Annotated in this window: 21 protein-coding genes; 12 read left to right on the forward strand and 9 right to left on the reverse strand. The window is 68.2% G+C overall.

The genetic code is table 11. The features are described from left to right. Positions 1 to 271: 271 nt before the first annotated feature. Positions 272 to 1,093: a hypothetical protein gene (locus tag ON39_RS45945; RefSeq protein WP_211336217.1), complete on the forward strand. Its 822-nt coding sequence runs from the start codon at positions 272 to 274 to the stop codon at positions 1,091 to 1,093. Positions 1,094 to 1,154: 61 nt separating this feature from the next. Beyond that, a complete protein-coding gene (locus ON39_RS16100) occupies positions 1,155 to 2,099 on the forward strand; it encodes an NADP-dependent oxidoreductase (protein ID WP_040734941.1) in 945 nt (314 codons plus the stop codon). 414 nt (positions 2,100 to 2,513) lie between these two features. Here the strand turns inward: ON39_RS16100 and ON39_RS16105 are convergent, their stop codons facing one another. Together ON39_RS16105 and ON39_RS16110 are read right to left on the reverse strand one after the other, a co-directional pair. After that, positions 2,514 to 3,272, reverse strand: a complete 759-nt coding sequence (locus ON39_RS16105; RefSeq protein ID WP_255219270.1) for an ABC transporter permease — start codon at positions 3,270 to 3,272, stop codon at positions 2,514 to 2,516. 14 nt (positions 3,273 to 3,286) lie between these two features. Beyond that, positions 3,287 to 3,922 (reverse strand): ABC transporter ATP-binding protein, encoded by a 636-nt coding sequence (locus ON39_RS16110; protein ID WP_063713354.1) that lies wholly within the window; start codon positions 3,920 to 3,922, stop codon positions 3,287 to 3,289. A gap of 178 nt (positions 3,923 to 4,100) precedes the next feature. Here ON39_RS16110 and ON39_RS16115 point away from each other — a divergent pair, with 178 nt between their 5' ends. Genes ON39_RS16115 through ON39_RS16125 form a run of 3 tightly spaced genes read left to right on the forward strand, consistent with a single transcriptional unit; the run spans position 4,101 to position 6,064 of the window. After that, the gene (locus tag ON39_RS16115) at positions 4,101 to 4,481 is read left to right on the forward strand and encodes a VOC family protein (protein WP_040734944.1); all 381 of its coding nucleotides are present in this window, start codon (positions 4,101 to 4,103) and stop codon (positions 4,479 to 4,481) included. Between the two features lie 19 nt (positions 4,482 to 4,500). Next, the gene (gene lexA, locus ON39_RS16120) at positions 4,501 to 5,178 is read left to right on the forward strand and encodes a transcriptional repressor LexA (RefSeq protein ID WP_083894483.1); all 678 of its coding nucleotides are present in this window, start codon (positions 4,501 to 4,503) and stop codon (positions 5,176 to 5,178) included. A 34-nt stretch (positions 5,179 to 5,212) separates the two neighbouring features. Beyond that, on the forward strand, positions 5,213 to 6,064 hold the full coding sequence (locus tag ON39_RS16125; RefSeq protein ID WP_040734947.1) for an NAD-dependent protein deacetylase: 852 nt from the start codon (positions 5,213 to 5,215) through the stop codon (positions 6,062 to 6,064). A 365-nt stretch (positions 6,065 to 6,429) separates the two neighbouring features. Here the strand turns inward: ON39_RS16125 and ON39_RS16130 are convergent, their stop codons facing one another. Beyond that, the gene (locus tag ON39_RS16130; RefSeq protein WP_051186703.1) at positions 6,430 to 7,980 is read right to left on the reverse strand and encodes an MFS transporter; all 1,551 of its coding nucleotides are present in this window, start codon (positions 7,978 to 7,980) and stop codon (positions 6,430 to 6,432) included. Between the two features lie 92 nt (positions 7,981 to 8,072). On the opposite strand from ON39_RS16130, the gene ON39_RS16135 reads away from it, so the two are divergent. Further along, positions 8,073 to 8,504, forward strand: a complete 432-nt coding sequence (locus ON39_RS16135; RefSeq protein ID WP_040734948.1) for a MarR family winged helix-turn-helix transcriptional regulator — start codon at positions 8,073 to 8,075, stop codon at positions 8,502 to 8,504. 277 nt (positions 8,505 to 8,781) lie between these two features. Here ON39_RS16135 and helR read toward each other — a convergent pair whose 3' ends face one another. Continuing rightward, positions 8,782 to 10,977 carry an RNA polymerase recycling motor ATPase HelR gene (helR, locus tag ON39_RS16140; RefSeq protein ID WP_051186695.1) on the reverse strand — a complete coding sequence of 732 codons (2,196 nt, stop codon included), beginning with the start codon at positions 10,975 to 10,977 and terminating at the stop codon, positions 8,782 to 8,784. A gap of 494 nt (positions 10,978 to 11,471) precedes the next feature. Here helR and ON39_RS16145 point away from each other — a divergent pair, with 494 nt between their 5' ends. Both ON39_RS16145 and ligA read left to right on the forward strand, forming a co-directional pair. Beyond that, entirely contained in the window at positions 11,472 to 13,346 is a 1,875-nt protein-coding gene (locus tag ON39_RS16145; RefSeq protein ID WP_040734949.1) for a S9 family peptidase, read from the forward strand. Positions 13,347 to 13,505: 159 nt separating this feature from the next. Continuing rightward, positions 13,506 to 15,497, forward strand: coding sequence for an NAD-dependent DNA ligase LigA (ligA, locus tag ON39_RS16150; RefSeq protein ID WP_040734950.1), 1,992 nt, complete (start codon positions 13,506 to 13,508; stop codon positions 15,495 to 15,497). Positions 15,498 to 15,510: 13 nt separating this feature from the next. Here the strand turns inward: ligA and ON39_RS16155 are convergent, their stop codons facing one another. After that, positions 15,511 to 16,212 (reverse strand): SDR family oxidoreductase, encoded by a 702-nt coding sequence (locus tag ON39_RS16155; protein ID WP_040734952.1) that lies wholly within the window; start codon positions 16,210 to 16,212, stop codon positions 15,511 to 15,513. A gap of 56 nt (positions 16,213 to 16,268) precedes the next feature. Here ON39_RS16155 and ON39_RS16160 point away from each other — a divergent pair, with 56 nt between their 5' ends. After that, entirely contained in the window at positions 16,269 to 16,712 is a 444-nt protein-coding gene (locus tag ON39_RS16160) for a MerR family transcriptional regulator (RefSeq protein WP_051186696.1), read from the forward strand. Between the two features lie 38 nt (positions 16,713 to 16,750). On the opposite strand, the gene ON39_RS16165 is transcribed toward ON39_RS16160, so the two are convergent. After that, positions 16,751 to 17,143 (reverse strand): phage tail protein, encoded by a 393-nt coding sequence (locus ON39_RS16165; RefSeq protein ID WP_157195480.1) that lies wholly within the window; start codon positions 17,141 to 17,143, stop codon positions 16,751 to 16,753. Positions 17,144 to 17,447: 304 nt separating this feature from the next. Between ON39_RS16165 and ON39_RS16170 the strand changes: the two genes are divergently transcribed. Further along, positions 17,448 to 18,281 (forward strand): acyl-CoA thioesterase, encoded by an 834-nt coding sequence (locus tag ON39_RS16170; RefSeq protein WP_040734955.1) that lies wholly within the window; start codon positions 17,448 to 17,450, stop codon positions 18,279 to 18,281. On the opposite strand, the gene ON39_RS16175 is transcribed toward ON39_RS16170, so the two are convergent. After that, a complete protein-coding gene (locus ON39_RS16175) occupies positions 18,252 to 19,106 on the reverse strand; it encodes a helix-turn-helix domain-containing protein (protein WP_246002619.1) in 855 nt (284 codons plus the stop codon). The two genes, ON39_RS16170 and ON39_RS16175, sit on opposite strands and share 30 nt — an antisense overlap. 396 nt (positions 19,107 to 19,502) lie before the next feature. Between ON39_RS16175 and ON39_RS16180 the strand changes: the two genes are divergently transcribed. After that, positions 19,503 to 20,525: a fused (3R)-hydroxyacyl-ACP dehydratase subunits HadA/HadB gene (locus tag ON39_RS16180; RefSeq protein ID WP_040734957.1), complete on the forward strand. Its 1,023-nt coding sequence runs from the start codon at positions 19,503 to 19,505 to the stop codon at positions 20,523 to 20,525. A 489-nt stretch (positions 20,526 to 21,014) separates the two neighbouring features. Here ON39_RS16180 and ON39_RS16185 read toward each other — a convergent pair whose 3' ends face one another. Then, positions 21,015 to 21,851 carry a TetR/AcrR family transcriptional regulator gene (locus ON39_RS16185; RefSeq protein ID WP_083894487.1) on the reverse strand — a complete coding sequence of 279 codons (837 nt, stop codon included), beginning with the start codon at positions 21,849 to 21,851 and terminating at the stop codon, positions 21,015 to 21,017. Here ON39_RS16185 and ON39_RS16190 point away from each other — a divergent pair. Continuing rightward, positions 21,830 to 23,344 carry a DHA2 family efflux MFS transporter permease subunit gene (locus tag ON39_RS16190; protein ID WP_063713355.1) on the forward strand — a complete coding sequence of 505 codons (1,515 nt, stop codon included), beginning with the start codon at positions 21,830 to 21,832 and terminating at the stop codon, positions 23,342 to 23,344. The genes ON39_RS16185 and ON39_RS16190 overlap by 22 nt on opposite strands. Before the next feature lie 175 nt (positions 23,345 to 23,519). Here ON39_RS16190 and ON39_RS16195 read toward each other — a convergent pair whose 3' ends face one another. Next, on the reverse strand, positions 23,520 to 23,873 hold the full coding sequence (locus tag ON39_RS16195) for a YybH family protein (RefSeq protein WP_211336218.1): 354 nt from the start codon (positions 23,871 to 23,873) through the stop codon (positions 23,520 to 23,522). Between the last annotated feature and the right edge of the window lie 3 nt (positions 23,874 to 23,876).

Genomic DNA, 23,876 nt, shown 5'->3' on the forward strand with positions numbered 1-23,876 from the left:
CATACTGAAAGGTCTGCACGAAATAGTCTCGCGAGATGACTACCACCGTATGTCCGGCGTTCGGATGACTCGTACCACTCCCGCCCGCCCAGCCGATGTCGCCGCAGACTTTCCTCAGCTCGCCCCGCTGGCCCGAACGGCGACCCGGCTGCACCCACGGCAGGGGCCGGTCTCGCCGAACGACAGCTCGATCGGTGGACCATTGCTGTGGCCGGCGAGCGAGCCTTGGCCGCACTGTGACGGCCCGCACGAATCAGACTGGGTCGGACCCATGATGTCTCCGGCCGACGTTCGGCTCGACCGGCGGATCAGGGCCGATGCCAGAGGACGCGAGCTGACCTCCCAGGAGCGGGCGACGCTGAGCCGGATCCGCGGCATTACCGACTCGCCCTGGGATCCATACGATCGCAGGCGGAGGGCTACCCGGGAGGTGCCGTCGGGGCCGCTCGCGATGCTGCCCGTCGCCCAGTTGTACGCCCGAGACGTGCCGTGCCTGCGGCCGCCCGTCGGTACGGACCTGCTGCAAGTACTTTGGTGCCCCTACGCGCACGGATACGAGGCTGCGCTGCGCACGCGACTGTTCTGGCGTGCGAGCGGCGAGGTCACCGACGTGATCGCGGACCCACCGGAACCAGCGTTGGTGCAGAGCGAGTACTTCGTTCCCAACGCCTGCCGGCTCCACCCGGAGAATGTCACCGAGTACCCGCGGCAGGAATACACCCGACAGCCGGTGGAAGGGATCGATTCCACGCTGCGCGAGGCGCTGGATGAGCGATACCAGTACCGATACACGTCGGACCTTGCGACCGCGCCCGGCTGCAAGGTCGGGGGATGGACACCGTGGGATCGGACCGACGCCGTCGCAGTGCGCTGCACCGCCTGCGATGCGCCGATGGACCCGCTGCTGACGATCGCTTCCCGCGAATGGGGCGGGGGCAGTTACAGCTGGATTCCCCTGGAGGACCGAACCGAGGACGGCGGTGACCCGGAAGCGTTCGAGGCGACCGGATTGACCCTCGGCGACGCCGACAGCCAGCAGTTGTTCGTCTGCTCCGCCGATCCGACGCATCCGCACACCGCACGCCTCCTATAGCGTCGACCGCAGGGCGAAGACCGCGGGAATCGGCGCGGGCCGCGCGAGGTTGTAGCGCGGTGTGAAAGCTGTTGGCCTGTATGAATTCGGCGGACCAGACGTATTGCAGGTGCTCGATCTGCCTGAACCCCAGGCCGGTCCGGGTGAGGTGCGGATCCGGGTGCACGCGGCGGCGGTGAATCCCACCGACGTCATGTTGCGCAGCGGCGGGCACGCCGTCCGAATGCCCGATCGCACACCACCATTCGTACCCGGCATGGACGCCGCGGGCGTCATCGATCAGCTCGGCCCCGGCGTCGACGACCGTCTCACGCTCGGCCAGCCGGTGATCGCCATGGTGCTGTTCACCGGCCCGCGCGGCGGCGCCTACGCCGAACAGATCGTGGTGCCCGCGGCCTCGGTCGTGCCCGCACCCGCCGGTGTCGGCCTCCCCGCCGCCGCCACCCTGCTGATGAACGCCATGACCGCCCGCCTCGCCCTGGACACCCTGGCCTTACCGCCCGGCGCGACCCTCGCGGTCACCGGTGCGGCCGGTGCGGTCGGCGGCTACGCGGTCGAGCTGGCCAAGGCCGACGGGCTCACCGTGATCGCCGACGCCGCCCCCGCCGACGTCGACCGAGTCCGCCGCTTCGGCGCCGCCCACGTCGTCCCACGCGGCAGCGGCGTCGCCACCGATATCCGCGCCCTGGCCCCGGAGGGCGTGGCCGGCCTCATCGACGGCTCGATGCAGACCACCGAGGTGATCCCCGCCCTCGCCGACGGCGGCACCCTCATCGAACTACGCGGCTGGCCCGGCCCCGCCGAACGCGGCATCCAGGTTCGGCCGGTGATGGTGCGCGATGTCATGACCGACACCGACGCCCTCGATGACCTGCGCCGCCGCGTCGAACACGGCACCCTGTCCCTGCACGTCGCCGACGTACTGCCCGCCGAACAAGCCGCCGAGGCACACCGCAGACTGGAAGCGGGTGGCCTGCGCGGCCGCCTGGTACTCGACTTCTCCTGACGTCACGGCCATGTCGCGAATGCGCCTGCGCCGCTGGGCTTCCCGGAGTTCGGCGGGCATGGACCGCGCCGGGGGCCAAGCCCTGGTCGCTCCGAGTCGCCGATGCGGCGCGGTCGGGACCGATCGACGTGGCCTGTCGAGCGTGAGTGACCGTCTGCGGTGCTCGATGCGGAGAGCTGCGCTGTTGCCGCGATGTCGGTAAAGGCGCGGAAAGGCGTGGGCTCGAAGCAGATTCGTGGCCATTGGTGGAGTGGGCGAGCGTCGATGGTCGGCGGGCGCTCGGCCCGGACGCGGTAATCGTCGAGCGCCACCATGGTCGATACCGCGCTACTGCCTCAGCGCGTCATTTGTCCGCGCTCAATTCGATGTTGCCCAACAGACTGTCAGCCAGATCCTCGGTCGGCAATGACGATTTCAGTCGGACAGCAGCACGAGACGATGGGCGTCATCGAACAGCGCGCGCTCGGCGACGCGGGCCGCGGTAAGCGCGGCCAGGGCGGTGGCGGCGAGCAGCATGTACATGACCACGATCTGATACCGGATCGCGGTGAGCGGATCGACCCCGGCGAGGATGAGCCCGGTCATCGCCCCGGGCAGGCTGATCAGGCCGACGACCTTGGTCGCGTCGACCGACGGCACCAGCGCGGTGCGCAGAGCCGACCGCCGGTACGGCAGAAACGCTTGGCGCGCAGGTAATCCCAGACACAACCGCGCCTCGATCGCGGGCCGAGCCTGCCTGGCGTCCTCGCCGATCCGCCGCAGCGCGATACCGGTCGCCTGCATCGCGCCGGACACGATCATCCCCCCGACCGGAACGACGACGCGCGGCTCGGTCGAGATCACCCCGAGCAGCACCAGCGCACCGAGGGTGACGGTGGCGCCCACGGCCACGCCGATCGTCGCGGTGCGCCGCGCCCGCGGCAGTTCCGCGCCCCGCCGCCCCGCCACCTGCCCGGCGATGATCACCATCACGATCACCCACGCGAACGCGCCGGGAAGCGCGGTGTGCCGGAACACGACCAGCAGAATCGCACCCACCGCGACCAGCTGAATCCCGGCCCGCACCGCCGCGATCACCAGTTCACGGGTCAGTTCCAGTCGCTGCCGGTAGGCGATGAACGCCGCGAGACCGACCAGCAGCAGCGAGGCCGAGACACCCGTCCAGTCCGGCACCGAAAGACCCTGCATCAGAACGACTTCCGCAGGCGTTTGCCGTCGAGTAGCAGGACGTCATCGGCCACCGTCTGTACGAACCCGGCATCGTGGCTGACGAGTATCGCCGAGCCGCCCGCCTCGACATGCCCGCGGACGAGTTCGGCGATGACGGCCGCCGCCTCGGGGTCCAGCGCGGAGGTAGGTTCATCGAGCAGCAGCACGTCGGGTTCGACGGCGAGCGCACGAGCCAGGCAGACCCGTTGCGCCTCACCGCCGGACAGTTCCGCGCAGCGCCGCCCGGCGAACGACTCCGGCAAGCCGACCCTGCTCAACAACGCGGGCACTCGCTCAGTGGGCAGGTCCTCGCGGCCGACCCGCACCTCGTCGCCGACGATATCGCTGAGCAGTATCGGACGCTGCGGCACCAGCCCGACCCTGCGCCGCAACGCGAGCACGTCCAGTGCGGTGATCGGGTCGCCGTCGAGCAGGATTCGCCCGCTGCTCGGTTCGCCCAGCCGGTTGAACAGTCGCAGCAGCGTGGTCTTGCCCGTCCCGCTCGGCCCGACCACCGCGGTGCACCGCCCGCCAGGCAGGATGGCGTCGCTATCGACGAGCAACTGCGTCGACCCGGCGACCACCCCGACGCGCTCGAGAACGAAGGTGTGCACGAGCCAATCCTGCTACGCGCGGACGCATCCGGCGCACCGGCACACGGTTTGCCGCGCGGCCCGCATGCTCTGCGCCGTCATCGACCGGTGGTCCGTCCACCGTGCGCCACCAGCGAGACGACGCGCGGGCCGCCTCACGTGCCCAGGATCTGCGCGAGCCGCCGATACGCTCGCCGACATGATCATTCGTCACGTGACCATCGACTGCGCTGACCCGCACCAGCTCGCGTCGTTCTGGCACACCGTCACCGGCTGGCCGCTGTCGGACGAGGACCCGGACGACGACTACGCGCTGCTGATCGCCCCGCCACCCGTGCCCGGTCTGTTGTTCATCAAGGTCCCCGAGGGCAAAGCGGTGAAGAACCGGATCCACTTCGACTGGATGCCCACCGACCGCACCCGCGACCAGGAGGTCGAGCACTTGATCGCGCTCGGCGCGACGCTGTACGAGGACCATCGCACCGCCGAGGGCCGCGGCTGGGTCACGCTGCGCGACCCCGAGGGCAACGAATTCTGCGTCGAGCGAAGCGAATCCGAGCGCGGACACGACACTCCGTGACAACCTGTGCGGCCGCGGAATCGGCGCCGACCTCTACGATGCCTCGGTGACCTACGACGACCTCGAGCATCTCGACACCTCCCGCCTGCCCGAGCGCCAGCAGCGCATCCTCGCCACGATCCGCGACTGGGTGCTGCGCCACGGGTACGCGCCGAGCTCCCGCCAGCTCGGGGACGCGGTGGGGCTGCGGTCCTCCTCGTCGGTGTCCAAGCATCTGAACAGCCTGGAGGAGAAGGGTTTTCTGCGGCGCAGCGACACGATGTCGCGCCCGATCGACGTGCGCATGTTTCTCCAGAGCGCCGCGCCGCGGGAGTCCGAGGGGGACTCGGTGACAGTGCCGGTGGTCGGCGACATCGCGGCCGGCACCCCGATCCTCGCCGAGGAGCAGACCGACGACCTGCTCACCATGTCGCGTCAGCTCGTCGGCCGCGGCACCGTGTTCGGCCTGCGGGTGCGCGGGGACTCGATGATCGACGCCGCGATCTGCGACGGCGACATCGTGGTGGTGCGCCAGCAGAACGAGGCGCACTCGGGCGAGATCGTCGCCGCGATGATCGACGGGGAGGCGACGGTCAAGGTGTATCGGCGGCGCAACGGTCACGTGTATCTCGAGCCGCGCAACCCGGCCTACGAGGTCATCGACGGCGACGAGGCCACGGTGCTCGGCAAGGTGGTGTCGGTGATGCGCCGCGTCTGACCGGCGTGTCGCACAGGCGTCGTACCCTGAACTGATGTCGCACGCCCCGGAGCCCGATCTCGCGCGGCTCGTCGAATTGCTGGCGGGCCGCCGGGTCCTGGCGCTCACCGGCGCCGGCGTGTCGACCGACAGCGGCATCCCCGACTATCGCGGCCCGTCCTCGCCGCCGCGTAATCCGATGACCTATCAGCAGTTCGTCGGCGACCCGGTGTTCCGGCAGCGCTACTGGGCGCGCAATCACATCGGCTGGCGGCGCATGGACGCCTCCCGGCCCAACCCCGGGCACCGCGCACTGGCCCGGCTGGAACGAATGGGCGTGGTCAGCGGCCTGATCACCCAGAACGTCGATCTGCTGCACACCAAGGCCGGACATCGGCGCGTGATCGACCTGCACGGCACCTACGCCCGAGTCCGGTGCCTGCGATGCGACGCGTTGATCTCCCGGATGACGCTGGCCGAACGACTGGAATCGGCCAACCCCGGCTTCGCCGAAGGGGCGACCACCAACGGCGTGGAGGTCGCCCCCGACGCCGACGCTGTTGTCGCCGACACCGACAGCTTCCGCATGGTCGACTGCGCGGACTGCGGCGGCATGCTCAAACCCGACATCGTGTACTTCGGTGAGAACGTGCCGAAAGAGCGCGTCGCCGCCGCCTTCCACCTCGTCGACGACGCCGACGCGCTGCTCGTGGCCGGATCCTCGTTGACCGTCATGTCGGGCCTGCGGTTCGTGCGGCACGCGGCGAAACAGGGTCGGCCGGTGGTGATCGTCAATCGCGGACGAACTCGCGGCGACGAACTGGCCTCGCTCACGATCGACGCCGGATGTTCGAGCGTCCTTGTCGCACTGGCCGACGCGCTCGAGAACTTAAAGGTCTCGGTGTAGTCGTTTCCGTTGCGACGCAGCCCCATTGCATCGATCGCGTTCCTGCATTCGCTGCCGATAGCAAGATTCGCGGCGGACTTTCCCAGCCCACGTTGCCCGATGATGGCGGAACTCTTCGTACTGACGTCAGCCGGAAGCGCCCCCGCAGCGAGCAGTCAAGCTACGCACTGACGTAGCCGCGCTCAACCTGCCCACCGGACCGCGCCGGCGTTGCCGGCCACCCACCAAGCGGAGCCGCACCCTCTCTCAGACCCCGCACCCTCTCTCAGGCCCCGCACCCGCAGTAGGGCCCTATAGGCGGTGCGGATCCCTAGTGCCAGTGCGGAGTTAGACCGCGCCCGCCGCCAGTCCGGGCGCACACCGCACTACAGAGCCGCCGGCTCCGCGACAGCATCCTGCTCCGAGGCGTCCTCGACCCCCTTCGGCCGCAACGCAACTACCAACACACCCGCCCCGGCCAGAGCGATGAGCATCGTCCACACTGCGCCGACGTGCATGGCATGAATGAACGCATCATCAGCGGCGTGCGCCAGCTCGGGACGCTCGATCACCGCCGCGACATACCTGGCCTGCTCCGCGGAGACTCGCGCGCGGTCCTGCACCTCGCCGGGCAGATCGGACACCGAGGCGTCGATACCGCGCCGGTAGGCGATCGACATGATCGTGCCGCCCACTGCTATGCCGAGCAGCGTGCCGGTCTGCCGCACGGTGTTGGTCACCGCCGAGCCCGCACCGGCCTGCGCCAGCGGCAGTGTGTTCATCAACGCCGCGGTCACGCTGCCCATCACGATGCCGATCGACAAACCCTGCGTCAGCAATACGAGCTCGTTCCACACGATCGGCGTGTCCAGCCCGAAGAAGGCGAAGCTGCCCATCCCCAGCGCCGCCACGGTCAGCGCGGTTCCGGTCACCGGGCGCAGTGACCAGCGACGCACCAGCCGAATGCCCAGCGGTCCACCGACCATCGCGCCCACCGCGGCCGGAGACGTGGCGATCCCCGCCTCCAGCGGCGAGAACCCGCGCGCGCCTTGCAGATAGAACGCGCCGTAGAAACCGGCGGCCGTCATGGCGAACAACAGCAGTCCGATCGCCGCGTTGCCGCCACCGAAGATCCGCTGCGCGAGCAGTCGCGGATCGAAACTGGGCTGGCCGCTGCGCAATTCGATGACGACGAACCCGCCCAGCAGGACAACGCCCACGACGATGGGCGCCCACACATCCACCGGGCTCCACGACGCCACCTGCCCCGCCCGAATCAGCCCGTAGGCCAACGCGGCCAGACCCGTGATCGACAGCAGCAACCCGGTCAGATCGAGCGGCCGCGGCGTGGGACTGCGGAAATCCGGGACCAGCATAAAGATTCCGGCGAGCCCGACCAGCACGGGCGCGACATTGACGAGAAACACCGAGCCCCACCAGAAATGGTCGAGCAGCACACCCGCCAGCAGCGGCCCCGCCGCCAATCCGACGCCCGCCGAGGCCGAGGACACGCCGATCGCCGTCGCCCGCGCGGGCCCGGTGAACGTCCAGGTCAGGATGGCCATGGTCGCGGGCATGATCAGCGCGCTGCCCACACCCATCGCGGCGCGCGCGGCGATCAACTGGCCCGCGTCACCGGCATACGCCGCCCACACCGACGCCGCCCCGAACACCGCCATGCCCGTCGCGAGCACGCTCCGGTGCCCGAACCGGTCGCCCAGCGCGCCCGCGGTGAACATCAGCGCGGCGAAGACGAGCGTGTAAGAGCCTGTGGCCCATTGCAATTGGGCCGGGGTGGCGCCGAGACCACGGACGGGGTCGGCGAGGGTCTGGAAGGTCAGGCTGAGGATGGTGTTGTCCATCCAGATCAGGAACGACGACAACACGAGGACGGCGAGGATCAACCGCTGCCTGGATTTCGGCAGCGTCGGAGACATGAGCATGGAAACCTTCGCTAGGATTGGCAAGAACCTGACGACTAACTCTGCATAATCGTCAGGAACCTGTCAATACCGAGGAGGTCTTTTCGTTGGGTTCCTACCGGGACGAGGTCGGCTCGCTGACCTTCATGGTCCGCAAGGTCTGGCTGAACATGCGCGCGGCCATCGGGGAGGAGCTGAAAGCCTTCGGGCTGTCCACCTCCCAGTACGCCACCCTGATGATGACCGCCGCGCACCCCGGCATGTCCGTCGCCGACATCGCCCGTGAGGTCGCCAGCTCCCGCCAGGCCGCCAACGAAATGCTCGGCGGCCTCGAACAAGAGGGCCTCATCGAACGCCGCCCGCACCCCACCGACCGCCGCACCCACCAGATCACCGTCACCGAAGCCGGCCGCGCCCGCCTCGCCGAGGCCCGCATCGCCGTCGGCCGCCGCGAAGCCGAACTCGAGGCCGACTTCACCCCCGCCCAACGAGCCGCCATCCGCGACTGGCTCGACCAGATCCCCAACGCCTGCCATTAGTGCCGCCCCTGCCTGTCCCGCGCGGCGAGCTGTCGGCACAGATCGACGACACGCTGTCGACGGCTCCAGGCAGCGCCGCCGCGCAGACGGGCGTCACCCCGTCCAATGTCCGTGCGTTGCAGGGCGAATCGCGTAGCCGTCGCCGCCCTCACCGTGATCGCCGAAATCTCGCGGTAGGTGGTTTCAGGCCTCCCTGCCCGCCAGGCGATCTGACAGGCGGGGGAGGCCTCGGGAAGTTCGCGGTGTCGCACAATTACGACGAGCGAAACAGCATCTCCTACAACGAATTACCGGCTGACACAGGTGCACCGATCTCGGTGAGGCCGGTCAGGGAGTGGGGTAGTGGCCCCTGATGCAGCACCCCGAGACGCTGGGTGGCCCGAGTAAGAGCCACGTACAACTCAGCCGCACCCCGCGGACCATCGGCGAGGATCTGCTGCGGCTCCACGACCAGCACGGCGTCGAACTCCAACCCCTTGGTCGCCGAGGCGGGCACGGTACCGGGCACCCCGGGCGGCCCGATGACGATGCTGGTACCTTCCCGCCCCGCCTCGTCACGAACGAATTCCTCGATGGCCGCTGGCAATTCGCCGGCCGTGACCCGGCGAGACCAGGGCTGGACACCGCAGGCGCGCACCGACTCCGGCGGCGCCACGTCGGGGGCGAACTCGGCGAGCACACCGGCGGCGACGCTCATGATCTCGGCGGGCGTGCGGTAGTTCACCGTGAGCGAGCGGTACACCCACCGTCCGGGCACGTACGGCGCCATCATCGTCTCCCACGAGGTCGCGCCCGCGACCGAACGGCGTTGCGCCAGATCGCCGACCACCGTGAACGACTTGCCGGGGCAGCGGCGCATCAGCACCCGCCAGTCCATCTCCGAAAGCTCCTGCGCCTCATCGACCACGACGTGCCGATAGGTCCAATCCCGGTCGGCCGCAGCGCGTTCGGCGAGATCGCGGGTGTCGCGCTCGAGGAAACGCTCCGCCAGATCCTCGGCGTAGAGCAGGTCTTGGGCGAACAGATGGTCCTCGTCGTCCATCATGTCCTCGCGGCTGACCATCACATCCAGCACGCCCGCCGCGTACTCGGCCTCGGCCCGGCGTTCGCGCTCCGCGCTCTGGTCGACCGGCTTGTCGCGCCCGAGCAGATCGATCAGCTCGTCGAGCAGCGGCACATCCGACACCGTCCACGCGTCGCCGTCGGCCCGCCCCAGCGCCTCGTCCGCGCCCGCCGCCCGCAACCGCTCCGGCGACGAATACAGTTGCGCCAGAAACTCTTCCGGCGTCATGATCGGCCACAGTTCGTCCAGCGCGGCGGCGAACCCGGCGTGCTCGGCGAGCTCGTCGACCAAATCCTCGCGCAACTGCTCCCACGCCTCGCGGTCGTCGCGGGTCAGCCAGTCCTTGCCGATCCGCGCGATGGCCCGCTCGGTGAGCACATAGGTGATGATCTCGCGGAACACCTCGCGCGCCTCGTTGTGCGGCCGTCCGCTGCCGCGCGCCTCCTCCCTGGCCCACTCGGCGGTCGCGGCGTCGATGCGCACCGTGACGTCGGCCAGCTCGATCAGCACCGGCTCCTCGGGCAGCCGCTGGAGATCGGCGACCGCCGCCGCGAGCACCTCGAGGATCTTCAGCGAACCCTTGAGCCGCGCGGCCCGCGGGGTGTCCTCGGCGGTGACGCGCAGTCCGGGCACGAGCTCGCCCGCGGTCGTGAACACCACATTCGTCTCGCCCAGCGACGGCAGCACGTGCGCGATGTGGTTCAGGAACGCCGGATTCGGCCCGACCACGAGCACACCCTGACGCTCCATCCGTTCGCGCTGGGTGTAGAGCAGATACGCCACCCGGTGCAGCGCCACCACCGTCTTACCGGTGCCCGGACCGCCCTCGATCACCAGCACGCCGGGGTGCTCGAGCCGGATGATCTCGTCCTGTTCGGCCTGGATGGTGGCCACGATGTCGCGCATGCCCTCGCCGCGCGGCGCGTTGACCGCCGCGAGCAGCGCCGCGTCGCCGCGCTCGCCGTCGTCGGGCCGGCCGAGCACCTCGTCGGTGAAGTCGAGCACCTGACGCCCCCGCGTATGGAACTGGCGACGCCTGCGCATGTTCTCCGGGTTCGCGGCGGTGGCGACGTAGAACGGGCGCGCCGCCGGTGCCCGCCAGTCCAGCAGCAGCGGTTCGAACTCGTTCTGCTCGTCGTAGAGCCCGATCCGGCCGATATAGGAACGCTCGCCGGACAGGGTGTCGAGCCGGCCGAAGCACAATCCGTTGTCGGCCACCTCCAGGCGCTGGACCGCCTTGCCCAGCGCGCGCACCTGGTCCTCACGCTCCATCGCCGTGCCGTCACGCCCGCGCAATGCCGCGCTGTACTGGTCTTTCGCTCGCGCGCGCTCGGCGTCGAGGCGCGTGTAGAGCCCGGCCACATAGTCGCGCTCGGACCGCAGTTCTTCTTCGTATCCCTGAGTTGGCATGTGCCCGTTACCTTTCCGCTGGACCGACGATGTCACGTGGTTCTCGAGAACACTCATGCCTTCGCGCGGTCGTTCCCGCGCCACCCCGACGTCGACCACTCCACACACACCTCGCGACTCCCATTTTCCGCCCGTTGAAAACCTCGGCCAGCGAGTATGCGGTACGACCGGGGCCTTGCCGCAAGGCCCCGGGTGCGATATATATTGGATACGGAAAGGAAGCAGCACTTCCTTTCCTTTTTCTTGTCCGCAGCAGACGGACGAACCTCCCGCAGACCGTACCGCGCATGATCGCCGACTCCGCGCGCCATCGAAAGATACGGTGCGCCAGCGCATTTCGAGCTGTCATAGCCGCTGACCCACCGGCACGAGCACCCGGAACCGACGCGCGTCCCGAGCGCGACCGCGCCGATGTGACCCGAATCATCGAAATTGACTGTGCCCCGACGGCCAACGGTTACCTGGGCCTCGACCCAACACCCGGAAGGATCGACATGGCACTCCCGGAATTGATTTCCGTAGCAGACTTTTTCCAACCCCCCGCAGGCGAATCCCCGTCGATATCCCCGGACGGCACCAGAATCGCCTACCTGGCCCCGCGCAACGACCGGCTCAACGTATGGATCGACACCTTCGACTCCACCGAGCAACCCCGCTGCGTCACCGCCGCCGAGAACCGCGGCGTCTATGACTTCCGCTGGACCGACGACCCCCGCTGGCTGCTCTACACCCGGGATGACGACGGCAACGAGCAGTGGCATCTGTACCGCGTCGACCTGGACGATCCGCAGACCCCCGCCGTCGACCTCACCCCGTTTCCCGGCGCGACGGTCGTGCGCTTCGACCTCCCTCCGCAACGCCCCGGCACAGCGCTGCTGCACATCAACAACCGAAACTCCGCCGCCTTCGACTTCTGTGAACTCGACATCGCCACCGGCGAGATCACCGTCCTGGCCGAGAACCCCGGCCACGTCGGCCGATGGCTGCGTGGCCCCGGCGACGAGGTGTTCGCCGTCGCCCCGACCGCCGCCGGCGACATCGAATTCCGCCGCTGGAGCACGGATACGGTGGTCGCGGTCTACGACGGCGCCGACTATCCCATGGGCGTGCTGCCGGTCCAGCCGACCCCCGACGGCGCCGGCGTGTGGCTCGGCTCCAACCGCGGCACCGACCGAACCAGGCTGGTCCGGCTGGACTTGACCACCGGCGAGGAGACCGAGGTCGACAGCCACCCCGACCTCGACCTCGACACCCGCGGCGCGGTCACCCCCGTCCTGCCGTCACCGCTGATCCTCGAGCGCCGCACCGGCGAGCTGCTCGGCGCCCGCTACCTCGGCGAACGCCAGGTCATCCACGCCCTGGACCCGCGCTTCGCCGACGTGCTGGCGAAGCTGAGCGAACTCTCCGACGGCGACCCGGCCTCGATAACCTCCGACGACGCCGGGCAACGCTGGGTCGTCACCTTCACCCACGACCGCGAGCCCGGCCTGGCCTACCTCTACGACCACGCCACCGGCGAGAGCAGGCTGCTGCTGCGCCCGTATCCGCATCTGGATCCCGCGTCGCTGTCGCCGATGCGGCCCGTCTCGATCCCCGCGCGCGACGGCCTCTGTCTCCCTTCGTATTTGACGCTGCCCGTCGGCGTCGAGCCGGTCGGCCTGCCGATGGTGCTGATGGTCCACGGCGGTCCGTGGTTCCGCGACAGCTGGGACTTCGACCCGACCGTGCAACTGCTCGCGAACCGCGGCTACGCGGTGCTGCAGGTCAACTACCGCGGCTCGACCGGGTACGGCAAATCGTTCGTCAAGGCCGCGATCGGCGAGTTCGCCGGCAAGATGCACGACGACCTCGTCGACGCCGTCGAGTGGGCCGTGCGGCAGGGCTATGCCGACCCCGACCGCGTCGCCATCTTCGGCGGTTCCTACGGCGGCTACGCCGCGCTCGTCGGCCTCACCTTCACCCCCAAGGTCTTCGCGGCCGCCATCGACGTCGTCGGCATCTCCGACCTCGCGAACTTCCTGCGCACCATCCCCGAGTTCGCCAAGCCGCACACCGCCAACAACTGGCACCTGTTCGTCGGCGACCCCGACGACCCGCGCCAAGAGGCCGACATGCTCGCGCGCTCGCCCATCACCCACGTCGACCGCGTGCGCGCCCCGCTGCTGGTGGTCCAGGGCGCCAATGACGTCCGGGTGGTCCGCGCCGAATCCGACAACCTCGTCGCCGCCCTGCGCCGGCGCGGCGTCGAGGTGGAGTACCTGATCAAGGACGACGAAGGGCACGGCTTCGTGAACCCGGAGAACCAGATCGAGTTGTTCCACACGATCGAACGCTTCCTGGCCAAGCATCTCGGAGGTCGCGAATCCTGAAGGGGCACAGTGTGTTCCGCGACTGTGCCGGTACGAGATCGGTGGTGTCGCGACCGATCTCGTGCGCACCGGCACCCGAGGCCGGACGCGTACGGACCGGTCGGATACGCGGCGGGGTGTCGGCGGAGATTGTCGGTGGGGAGCGGTAGCGTCTGGTCCGTGGAAACAGGGGAACGCATCCGAGAGCTCGCCGACCGCATCGTGGCGCTGCGCGAGGCCTACTACCAGGGTGAGCCGTTGGTCGCGGACGCCGACTACGACGCGATCGAGGACGAACTGCGCGCCCTCATCGCCGAGCACCCCGACCTCGCGCCCGACCCGAACCCCCTGGACCAGGTCGGCGCGCCCGCGGTGCTGCACGCCCCCACCCGGCACTCGCGCCCGATGCTCTCCCTCGAGAAGGCCACCAAACCCGAGCAGGTTGAGGCGTTCTTCAACCGCTTCCCCGGCCAGTCGGTGGTCGTGATGCCCAAGCTCGACGGCCTGTCCCTGGCCCTGGTCTACGAGGACCGGCGGCTGGCGCGGGCCGTCACCCGAGGCGACGGCACCACCGGTGACGACGTGACCCCGCTGGTCCGCGCGCTCGTCGACGGCGTACCCGAGCGCATCGACGTCCCAGGGCGGGTGGAGGTGCGCGGCGAGGCGGTGATGCTGCGTTCGACATTCCTCGCCTACAACACCGCCCACCCCGACAAGCCGCTGATCAACCCGCGCAACGCCGCCGCGGGCACGCTGCGCGCCAAAGATCCGGCCACCGTCGCCGAGCGGCGACTGCAATTCTTCGGCTTCGATCTGGACACCGACGAAGCCGACGCCGCGACCGACCTGGAGGAAGGGTTGCGGGCGTTGGGCATCGCGGGCGCGCAGATGCGGCACTGCGCCGACGCCGCGCAGGCCCAGGCGGTGATCACCGCCATCGAGCAGGGCCGCAACGACCTCGACTACGACCTCGACGGCGCGGTGCTGCGCCTGGCCGACCGCGACGCCTACGCCGCGGCAGGCACCCGATCGAACTCCCCGCGCGGCGCGCTCGCGTTCAAGTTCGCCGCAGAGGAGAAGACGACGCTGCTGGTCGAGGTGGTCTGGGACGTCGGTAAGACCGGCAAGATCGTTCCTGTCGCCTGGCTCGAGCCGGTGTTCGTGGGCGGCACGACCGTCACCAAGGCGACGCTGGCCAACCAAGAGGTGATCAAGGCCCGCGACATCAAAGTCGGCGACACCGTGCTCGTGCGCCGCGCGGGCGACGTGATCCCGTTCGTCGCGGGCGTGCTCGACGCCGCCGCACGCACCGGCGAGGAGCGCGAGATCGTGCCGCCCACCGCCTGCCCCTCCTGTGGACAGCCGGTGACCGAACAGGGCAACAGTCGAGAGTTGTTCTGCACCAACGTTTCCTGCCCCGCCCAGACCGTCCGCAGGCTCATCCACTGGGCCTCGCGCGCCGCGGCCGACATCGACGCCATCGGGCCGGTGTGGATCGAGCGCCTCGCCGAGGCCGGCCTCCTGGAGAACCCCTCCGACTTCTACACCCTCACCAAGCAACGCCTGCTCGAGTTCGAGCGCATCGGCGAGGTCTCGGCCGCGCGCATGATCGAGTCGATCGACACCAGCCGCCAGGTCGGCCTGCGCCGCGCCCTGATCGGCCTCGCCATTCCCATGGCCTCCGACGGCACCGCCGCCCGCCTGGCCCGGTCCGGGTTCGGCTCGCTCGAGGAAGTCGCCGACGCCGGCGAGGAACGCCTGGTCGCCGTGGAGGACATCGGCCCGAAGGTCGCCGCCTCCCTCGTCACCCACCTCACCCGCCTGCGCCCCGAACTACAGCGCCTGCGCGACGCCGGCGTCTCCCTCGACGTCCGCGACGAAGACCTCCCACCCGTCGTCGCGGCCGGCGCACCCCTGGAAGGCAAAACGGTCGTCATCACCGGAGCCATCAGCGACCCCCGCTCCGGCGAGAAAGTCGCCCGCCCCACCTTCCAACGCCTCTGCGAACGCGCCGGAGCCACCACCGCCTCCTCGGTCTCCGCCAACACCGACCTCCTCATCACCGGAGCCGGCGTCGGCGACAGCAAACTGGCCAAGGCGGAGAAACTCGGCGTCGAGGTCGTCGACCAAGGCGAGATCTGGAACCTCCTGATCGCCGCGAACGTCGTTTAGCCGCACTCGCGCCTCAGACCGGTTGGCCGATCGGACGAACCACCAGCGTGTTCACATCGACTCCGGCCGGCTGGCGGACCGCCCAGACGATCGACTCGGCAACCTGCGCGCCGGTCAACATCGACACCTCGGGCGCTCCACCCAAGCCGTCCCAGAAGTTCGTTCGCATGCGCCCCGGTGCCACCAGGGTGACCCCCACCCCGAGACCCGTGACCGCGCGTCGAATGTTCTCCGCCAAGCCGGTCACCGCCCACTTCGTGGCGCCATAGAGGCTGCCGGGTGCGTGGACTAAGCCGGCCACGCTGCCTACCAAGATGATTCGGCCATGGCTTTCCTTCAACGCGTCCATCGAGGCCCACGCGAGCACGGCCGGTCCCAGGACATTGGTCAGCACCATCTCCCGCCACCGGAAGGGATCACCGTCGACAATGCTGTCCGACACCGCGAATCCCGCGTTGGCGACCACCGCGTCCAGCCGCCCGTACCGCTGCAGGGTGGCGTCCACGGCACACTGCGTCGCCTCGGGGTCGGCGGCGTCCGCGACCAGACTCAGCAACCCATCGGGACTTCCACAATCTTCGGCGAACCGGTCCAGGCGCGCGCGATCGCGTCCGGTGACGGTTACTCGGTGGCCCTGTTCCAGCAGCAAACGCGCGGTCGCCGCGCCGAGTCCGCTGGAACCGCCGGTTATCAATGCGACAGGGGAACTGGTCATAGAGTCGGACGCTAGATCCTAGAGGGCGCTCTAGCACAAGCGAATACGCTCGAGCCATGGCTCGACCCTCCGCGTCTTTCACGATCGGTCAGGTGGCACAGCGCACCGGTCTCAGCGTGCACACCCTGCGCTTCTACGAAAAAGAGGGACTCTTCGCCACGGAAGTTCGCCGCATCCGCGGCAACCGCGTCTACGGAGAGAAAGACCTCGACTGGCTGCACCTGTGCACGAGGCTCCGCGCGTCCGGCATGCCCCTCACCGCGATCCGTGAGTACGCGGCACTCGTCAAGGAGGGGCCGACGACGCTGCCCGCGCGGCTCGCCCTCCTGCACACCCACCAGCAGCGGATAGTCAGCCAGATCGAGGAGCTCTCCTCCTGCTCGGCATTGATCGCCCGCAAAGTGGCCCTGTACGAGGAACAACTGGCCGTCGGCGGCGACGATCCGCTCCTGCCGAGTGAGTCTCGGCCTGGAACGACTCCAGCTTCTCCACCGTCCTGAAAGCGGAATTCGTTGTGTCGTCGCGGTTTTGAGAGGGATTACTCGACGAAGATCGTGTGGTAGACGATGGTCACGCTCTCGATGGCAGCCTCGCCGGCGCCGGGCTGGGCCGGGCCATGCCATTGGCTGGCCCAAGGGTTGGCGAGTTCGAACCGTCGGACGACACCCCAGTGTTTGTCCAAAGTAGTGACGGCGACGCCGACATCGGGGATTTTCAGGTCACGTCGTTCCGCGGTCGTCGTGACCCACTTCAGGAATGCCGGGCCCACGTCGAGTGGGTGTGAGAGCGTGACCTCTCCGGACCCGCGGAGGACCAGCCGCTCGGCACGGTCGACCTCTGCCACGTCCACGCTGAATTCGAGCCCGGAGGCGTGCTGAAATCTCGCGACTTGGAAGGGGCCCAGCTCGACTCCGAAATGGTTCCCGCTCAACGCATCGACGATCACGACCGGCACCCCCGCAGACCTCGCGCTATGCGAACGCAATCAACTCTATCCGCCGCCCGGTCGGGGCACCAGCAATTGCCTGGCTTCCTTGACGCGGGAACGTGCGGCACCGGTTCATCGGCGCGGGGGCGCTCGCCATCGACAAGGCGGCGCGAGTTGGACGTACCGGTCGGAATTCGCTTCGATGCGCAGTGCTCGTGGAACAACCGCGTCAAGTGATGGAACATCCACGCCACAGGTGCGCGCTGCCGGTGATCGTGGCGGTGGTTTCGCTTTACCGTCCTCGTTCATGAGTTCCATCAACGCCCCGGCATTTCCGGTACAAGCCGATATCCGTATCAGGCAGGGCGATCTCGGCAGAAGCGACTCCGTCAGCACGATCGGATTGTTCCGCTGCCTGGAGGATGCTCGCATACGGTTGCGGATGTCGCGGTTCGACAGACTCGTCCGAGCCGGTGAGTTCGGCCCGTTCCAGACAATATTCGTCAGCCAGAGCGCGCAGCGGCTGGCACGTATTCGCCGGGCGGGCAACCATATTCAGGTGCACACCGGAATTCGTCGGATCGGGCGGTCCTCGTTCACCTACGAACAGGCGGTATTCGCCGGCGCCGAACGCGTAGGCACCGGCACGGCGACGGTTCTGCTGCTCGGTGCGCAAGGACCGCTCGCACTACCCGACGAGTTGATCGCGGATCTCACCGAGTGGGCGCTGCCCGAGGCGAACAGGACGGTCGCGAGCCGTCCGGAAGCCAGTCGCCGATCACGGGACTACTACTCGTATTTCGCGCCGCTGCGAGCCCGGATAGGCGACGTCGACGCCAATCAGCACGTCAACTACATCGCCCAGATCGGCTGGTACGACGAGGCCGTCGCCGCGTTCACCACGGCAGCGCTCAATGCGAGCGAGGCAGTGCCGGACCAGCCACCCTCGGCGTATCGAGTCGATTACCTCGGCGAAGTCACCTACCCCGGAGACTACGAAATCGCCCTCCACGTCCGCACTTTCGACGCCGACACCGTGAACTACGAACTCGGGATATTTCGGGGCGGCACATGCCTGGGCATCGCCGAGGCCCTCGGAGCACGCGGTCAGCTACCCGCCGAAGTTTTGAGCCCGCGTTGAGCGCGCGTAATCGGCGGGCGTCTGTCCGTAGCGCTTCTTGAACTCGCGGATGAAATGGCTACTGTCGGCGAACTGCCAGCGCGCCGCGATCTCGGAAACGGTCGGTCGGCGGGCCGGGTCGGCGAGAGCCAGCCTGGCCTGTGCCAAGCGACGGTGACGAATGTAGGCGGTCACCGATTCTCCCGCCGCAGTGAAAGCGCGCTGCAGGGTGCGCACAGAGACATTGAGTTCGCGCGCCAGCATCGCGGGGGACAGGCCGGGATCGGCGAGCCGGCGATCCGCCAGCTCTCTGGCCGCCTGGGCGAGCGCAATGCCCAAACTCGGCTCCGCGTCATCGAATCGGCCCGCGACGACCGCCTTCGCCAGCTCGATCAGCGCCGTATGGGCCGCGTGCACACCGCTCGCACCCAGGTCCGTCACGGTGGCATGGACCATGTTCGTGTGCGCCATGAGCAGGCGCATCTCCGCCGAGTCCGCCGACCCGGTCATGCTGCGGTTGCGCAGGCGCGGCGCGAGCGTCGCCGACGGCAGCGTCAGGATCCGCACCGTCGTGTCCGCGGCCGCGCCGAAATGCAGTGGCGGCCCGTGCCGCAGCAGAAACTCCCCGGCCGGCACCGTGTATTCGACGCGATCGGACGACCGCCGCAACCACCACTCCCCGCGCCGCACCACATACATCCGCACCTGATCGTCGTAACCGTGCGGCGTCCCCGCCGTGCGAACGACGGACGCACTGGCCAGATCGGTCAGCGCCGCGTCACGCACCTTCGCCACCCGGCTCCGCACCCGGAAATCCCCGGTGGTCGCCGAACTGAAGGTAGGCAACGGGAATTCATCGCCGACCTGCGTCTGCCACCCCCGCCGAAACACAGCGAACCCGCGCGCACCCGCACCCGGCACAGTGGAGTCCACGACGAATCCGCCACGCGCCCCAGCACTCTCGACTCCCTTGCCGCTCATCGCTCGCCAATCCAGATCAGCGTTCCACGTACCGCGCCAGCGCGGACAGAGTCTGCTCCATCGTCTGCCGATTGCGCACCGACCGCCGCCCCAGCCCGGTGGTCACCACCGAGGTGATCACCCGCTGCCGAGATCAAGTCTCGGCCGTGCCGCAACGGCATAGTCAAGACCGATCCCGGCGACCTGTGACAGAGTGGTGCCCGCTCACGAATTCGGCTCGCGGATCCGGATCTGAGATCGGTCGACGATGAAAGGGTCTTGATGGAAACAGCGTTCGACGTAGCCGGGTTGGTGGGGTATCGCTATCGCGTCGATGACTACTACGAGGTCGGCCGGGAAAAGATCCGCGAATACGCGCGCGCCGTGCAGGACTCCCACCCCGCGCACTGGAGCGAGTCGGCCGCCGAGGAACTCGGGTACGCCGGGCTGGTCGCGCCGACCACCTTCGCCTCGATCGTCGCCATGCGCGCCAATCGCACCCTGCTCGAGAACGTCCTGACCGGCTACGACATGTTCGTGCACACCGACCAGGTCTTCGAGATGCACCAGCCCGTCCTGGCCGGTGACCGGCTGTTCAGCGACGTCGAACTGTCCTCGGTGCGCCGCGTCGCGGGCAAGGACCTGCTCACCATCACCAATACCTTCACCGACCGGTCCGACCGGATCGTGCAAACCATGCACACCACGGTCGTCGGCATCACCGGCGACGACGTCGAGGCCGACATCGGTGCCGCCGTCGACGGCGTGATCATGAGCGGCGCGGGCACGGCCTCCGCGCCGCACGCCGGACAGACCATCACCGACCAGCCAACCCCGGCCGCCGCCCGTCACTCGCAGGTGTCGCGAACGCGCTTGCCGCACACGGCAATCCGATTCGAGGACATCGCCGTCGGCGACGAACTCCCCTCCCGCACCGTCCGGCTGACGCGCGGCGACCTGGTCAACTACGCCGGCGTCGCCGGTGACGTGAACCCGATCCACTGGCACGAGGAGGTCGCGTCGGTGGCCGGCCTGCCCGACGTGATCGCCCACGGCATGCTCACCATGGGCCTCGCCGCGGGTTTCGTCACCGACTGGCTCGGCGACCCCGGCGCCATCCTCCGATACGCAGCCCGGCTGTCCAATTACACCGTCGTAGAAGCCGCCTCGGCCGGGGACGTAGAGTTCACCGGCCGAATCAAATCCATAGACCCCGAATCCCGAACCGCCACCATCGTTTTGGTCGCGAAGTCCGCCGGACGCAAGATATTCGGCCTGTCTACCACAGACGTCCGCCTCGCATAGACAAGCCCCGTCCACCACCGGCATTCTCCCTCGCGTAGACAAGGGGGGACAGGGGAGCGCGCTCGGAATCAGCTCCGAGCGCGCTCATCGACGCACACGCTCGACGCTTCGCATGCCGGCGTCGGCACGCCCTTCCCTGCCGCGAGGCGGCGTCTCCGATTCCGAGCCGGTCGAGCTCGGTGGTCACAAGTTGGTCTTCGGGCCGGTTGGCCACCAGCACCGCCTTGGTCAGCCGCGGGAGGAAGGCCAGTTTGCCGGAGGCTTTGTCGATGAAGATCTGTTCGCATCCGGCCACGGTGAGTGCGTCGTGCTGGGGCTTCGGGGTGCTGGTCGCGGGTGGACACCCGCCCGTAGCCGATTCGCGCGGCGCGGAGTGTATTGCGACCCCCGACAGGTTGACGTTGGCGCGTACACGGCAATCCGGCCTGCGGAAATCTGCTGCGGCCGAGGGCGTCTCGTCAACGATCGTTTCCGGGACGCTTCCCAGGGTCACGAGCCGACGATGTCGCGTGCGATGCCCTCCAGCAGCCAGCGCAGTCCTTGCTCGAAGCTCTCGTCCGGGTCGGGAAGCGCAGCCGGATCGTGCGCGAGGAGTTTCATCAGCCGCTGGTGGCCGGCCTGGGTTGCCGTGTCGCGAAGGTAGGTGCCGGTAGGCGATTCGAGCCCGAACGACTCGGGTGACGATGCCAGGGTCTCGCGCAGGACGAAACCGGTCGTGTACTGGTCGACCGCTTGCACGATCTGTGTCGCGCGTGCCGGTGAAATACCGAGTCCATCCAACGCTTTGAGCGATTGCTCGATGTGCAGCAGCGCGTTCGGTCCGATCGTGGTGCGTTTGCCGACGAGGTCGGTGGCCCAGGGATGTCGTTTGATCATCGCGCGCTCGCTGCGGGCCACTCGGGTGATCGACGCGCGCCAGTCGGCGGTGAGGTCGTTCTCGTCGAGGATGATCTCACCTGCCAGGGCGTCGGCGAGCAGGTCGAACAGGTCGTCTTTGCTGTCGATGTGTGTGTAGAGCGCCATCGGGCCGACCCCTAGCCGTGACGCGACCCGGCGCATGGATACCGCGTCGAGGCCCTCGGAATTCGCGAGTTCCATTGCGGCGGCGACGATGTCGTCTCGGGTCACCGCGGGTCGCCGCCGCGGAGTCTCGCGCACCCAGATCGGGGTGCCGGAAGAAGCGGTGTCTTCGCCGGAATCATGCAGCTCCACGCCCCGCAGTCTACCCGAGACGCCGTATCGTTTGATAAAACACTGTATCGTTATCCATACGCTGTATTGATAACGATTGGGGGGACCCCGCAATGACACAACCGCGTCCGACATCCAGCGACTTCGACCCGGCCCTGCGAAAACTTGTGATCGTGGTGGTCCTCGGCGCGATCATGACGATCCTGGACACCACGATCACCAGCGTCGCCGTGAGCACCCTCGGCACCCAGTTCCATACGTCACTGTCGGCGATCCAATGGGTGCTGACCGGATACACCCTGGCACTGTCGGCGAGCATCCCGCTGTCGGGATGGGCGATCGTCCGGTTCGGGCCGAAGACGATGTGGGTCGGCTCGCTGCTGCTGTTCATCGCTGGGTCGGTGCTGTGCGGTGTGGCGTGGAATATCAGCAGCCTCATCGCATTTCGAGTGGTGCAAGGTTTCGGCGCCGGCATGATCCTGCCGATCGGGCAGACCATGCTCGCCCGGGCCGCCGGGCCCGCCCGGATGGGGCGTGTCATGAGCGCGGTCGCGGTGCCGGCGATGCTCGCCCCGGTCCTCGGCCCGACCGTCGGTGGTCTGATCTTGGGCCACCTGACGTGGCGGTGGATGTTCTACATCAACGTTCCCCTGTGCGCGATCGCGGTCATCGCCGCGATTCGATTGCTGCCGTCCGACCAAGACCGCGATCGCGATCGCGACGTCACGCTCGACATCCTCGGATTGGTGCTGCTGTCACCGGGTTTGGGTGCGCTGGTATACGGCACCGCGCAGGCGGGCAGCGGGACCAGCCCGACCGATATCCGTGTCGTCGCCAGCGTGCTGACCGGAGTCGCGCTGATTGCCTGCTACGTCCTGCACGCCCGCCGTAAGGGCGATGCGGCCCTGGTCGATGTCCGGCTGTTGCGGGGCCGGAACTTCGCCGCGGTCAATGTACTGGTGTTCTTCTACATCGGTACCTTGTCCGGGCTGACCGCGCTGCTGCCGCTGTATTTCCAGACCGTCAACGCCGACAGCCCGCTGCGCTCGGGAGCGATGGTCGCGCCCCTACGACTGGGCGCGATGATGACGACGCTGATCACCGGCAAACTCACCGACAAGCACTCCCCGAAACTGCTGCTCCTCACCGGACTGCCGGTGGTGTTGCTCGGCATCTGCGGCCTCACCCAGATCGGCCCCGACACCAGCAACGCGCTGGTGGTGGCAACGTTGTTCGTGATCGGTCTCGGGCACGGCATGATCATGCCCGCAGCCATGAGCGCCAGCTATCAAACGTTGCGGCACTCCGAAATCGCTTCGGCCACCACCGCTACCAACGTCAGCCTCCGCGCGGCCAGTTCGTTCGGTGTCGCAGTCCTGCTGGTGTTGGTCCAGCGCAATACCGAATACCGGACCCCCGGTTCGGAGGCGTTCACGCGAGCGGATCGGGCCGAGGACATCACGCACTCGTTGACGCATGCCTTCACCCAAACCTATTGGTGGGCACTCGCTATCGGTGCTGTCGCGGTTCTGCCCGCGCTGATGCTGCCGCGAAAGTCTGCACAAGCGTCGACCTCGACAGCTACCGAAAAGACGCCGTCGACGAGCGGTGTACGGTCAGCTCCGTAGTCGTGCCCGAGAAGTAGTCCAGCAGCGCCTTGTTCTGATCGGTGCGAACCAGACCTTCGGCACACCGACCAACCTCAACGGCAGCCAAGCCAAGCACCAACCAACCCAACACGGATTGCCCTGCGAAACGCGAAAAGCAGTGGGCCCGGCGCATACCGGGCCCACCACAACCCTCCTACGACACCACCGACGGCTGGTCCACCACCCACAACCACGAACCATCGCCCTGACGCCGGGCGATCTCCACGGTCACCTCACCACTGGTCAGCGTCGACGCCGTCAGTGCCAGGTCACCGCTCACCAGCGCCGGATGCTGCCGCCCCGGCGAGAGCACCGGTGCGGCCGCGACGAACTGCTCATACACCTTGCGGATCTCCGCGTGTCCGGTCGCTACGTGGCCCGGTGGGAACTCGAGCACGGCGTTCGGCTCGTACAACGCCACCAGCCCGTCGACGTCGCCCGCGTTGGCGTGCTCGATGAAGAACTTGCCCAGATCGTTGGGCTCGGTGGCCACTTTCTCATTTGTCATGGT

This window comes from Nocardia tenerifensis NBRC 101015 (assembly GCF_000308715.1).
Lineage (GTDB): Bacteria > Actinomycetota > Actinomycetes > Mycobacteriales > Mycobacteriaceae > Nocardia > Nocardia tenerifensis.

Bases quoted from the DNA above. Each gene is read 5' to 3' on its own strand.
- ON39_RS16195 (WP_211336218.1), bottom strand. From the start codon at position 23,873: ATGACAAATGAGAAAGTGGCCACCGAGCCCAACGATCTGGGCAAGTTC.
- ON39_RS16125 (WP_040734947.1), top strand. From the start codon at position 5,213: ATGTCGCACGCCCCGGAGCCCGATCTCGCGCGGCTCGTCGAATTGCTG.
- ON39_RS16130 (WP_051186703.1), bottom strand. From the start codon at position 7,980: ATGTCTCCGACGCTGCCGAAATCCAGGCAGCGGTTGATCCTCGCCGTC.
- ON39_RS16170 (WP_040734955.1), top strand. From the start codon at position 17,448: ATGAGTTCCATCAACGCCCCGGCATTTCCGGTACAAGCCGATATCCGT.
- ON39_RS16185 (WP_083894487.1), bottom strand. From the start codon at position 21,851: ATGTCGGACGCGGTTGTGTCATTGCGGGGTCCCCCCAATCGTTATCAA.
- ON39_RS45945 (WP_211336217.1), top strand. From the start codon at position 272: ATGATGTCTCCGGCCGACGTTCGGCTCGACCGGCGGATCAGGGCCGAT.
- ON39_RS16180 (WP_040734957.1), top strand. From the start codon at position 19,503: ATGGAAACAGCGTTCGACGTAGCCGGGTTGGTGGGGTATCGCTATCGC.
- ON39_RS16145 (WP_040734949.1), top strand. From the start codon at position 11,472: ATGGCACTCCCGGAATTGATTTCCGTAGCAGACTTTTTCCAACCCCCC.
- ON39_RS16115 (WP_040734944.1), top strand. From the start codon at position 4,101: ATGATCATTCGTCACGTGACCATCGACTGCGCTGACCCGCACCAGCTC.
- ON39_RS16155 (WP_040734952.1), bottom strand. From the start codon at position 16,212: ATGACCAGTTCCCCTGTCGCATTGATAACCGGCGGTTCCAGCGGACTC.
- helR (WP_051186695.1), bottom strand. From the start codon at position 10,977: ATGCCAACTCAGGGATACGAAGAAGAACTGCGGTCCGAGCGCGACTAT.
- ON39_RS16160 (WP_051186696.1), top strand. From the start codon at position 16,269: ATGGCTCGACCCTCCGCGTCTTTCACGATCGGTCAGGTGGCACAGCGC.
- ON39_RS16190 (WP_063713355.1), top strand. From the start codon at position 21,830: ATGACACAACCGCGTCCGACATCCAGCGACTTCGACCCGGCCCTGCGA.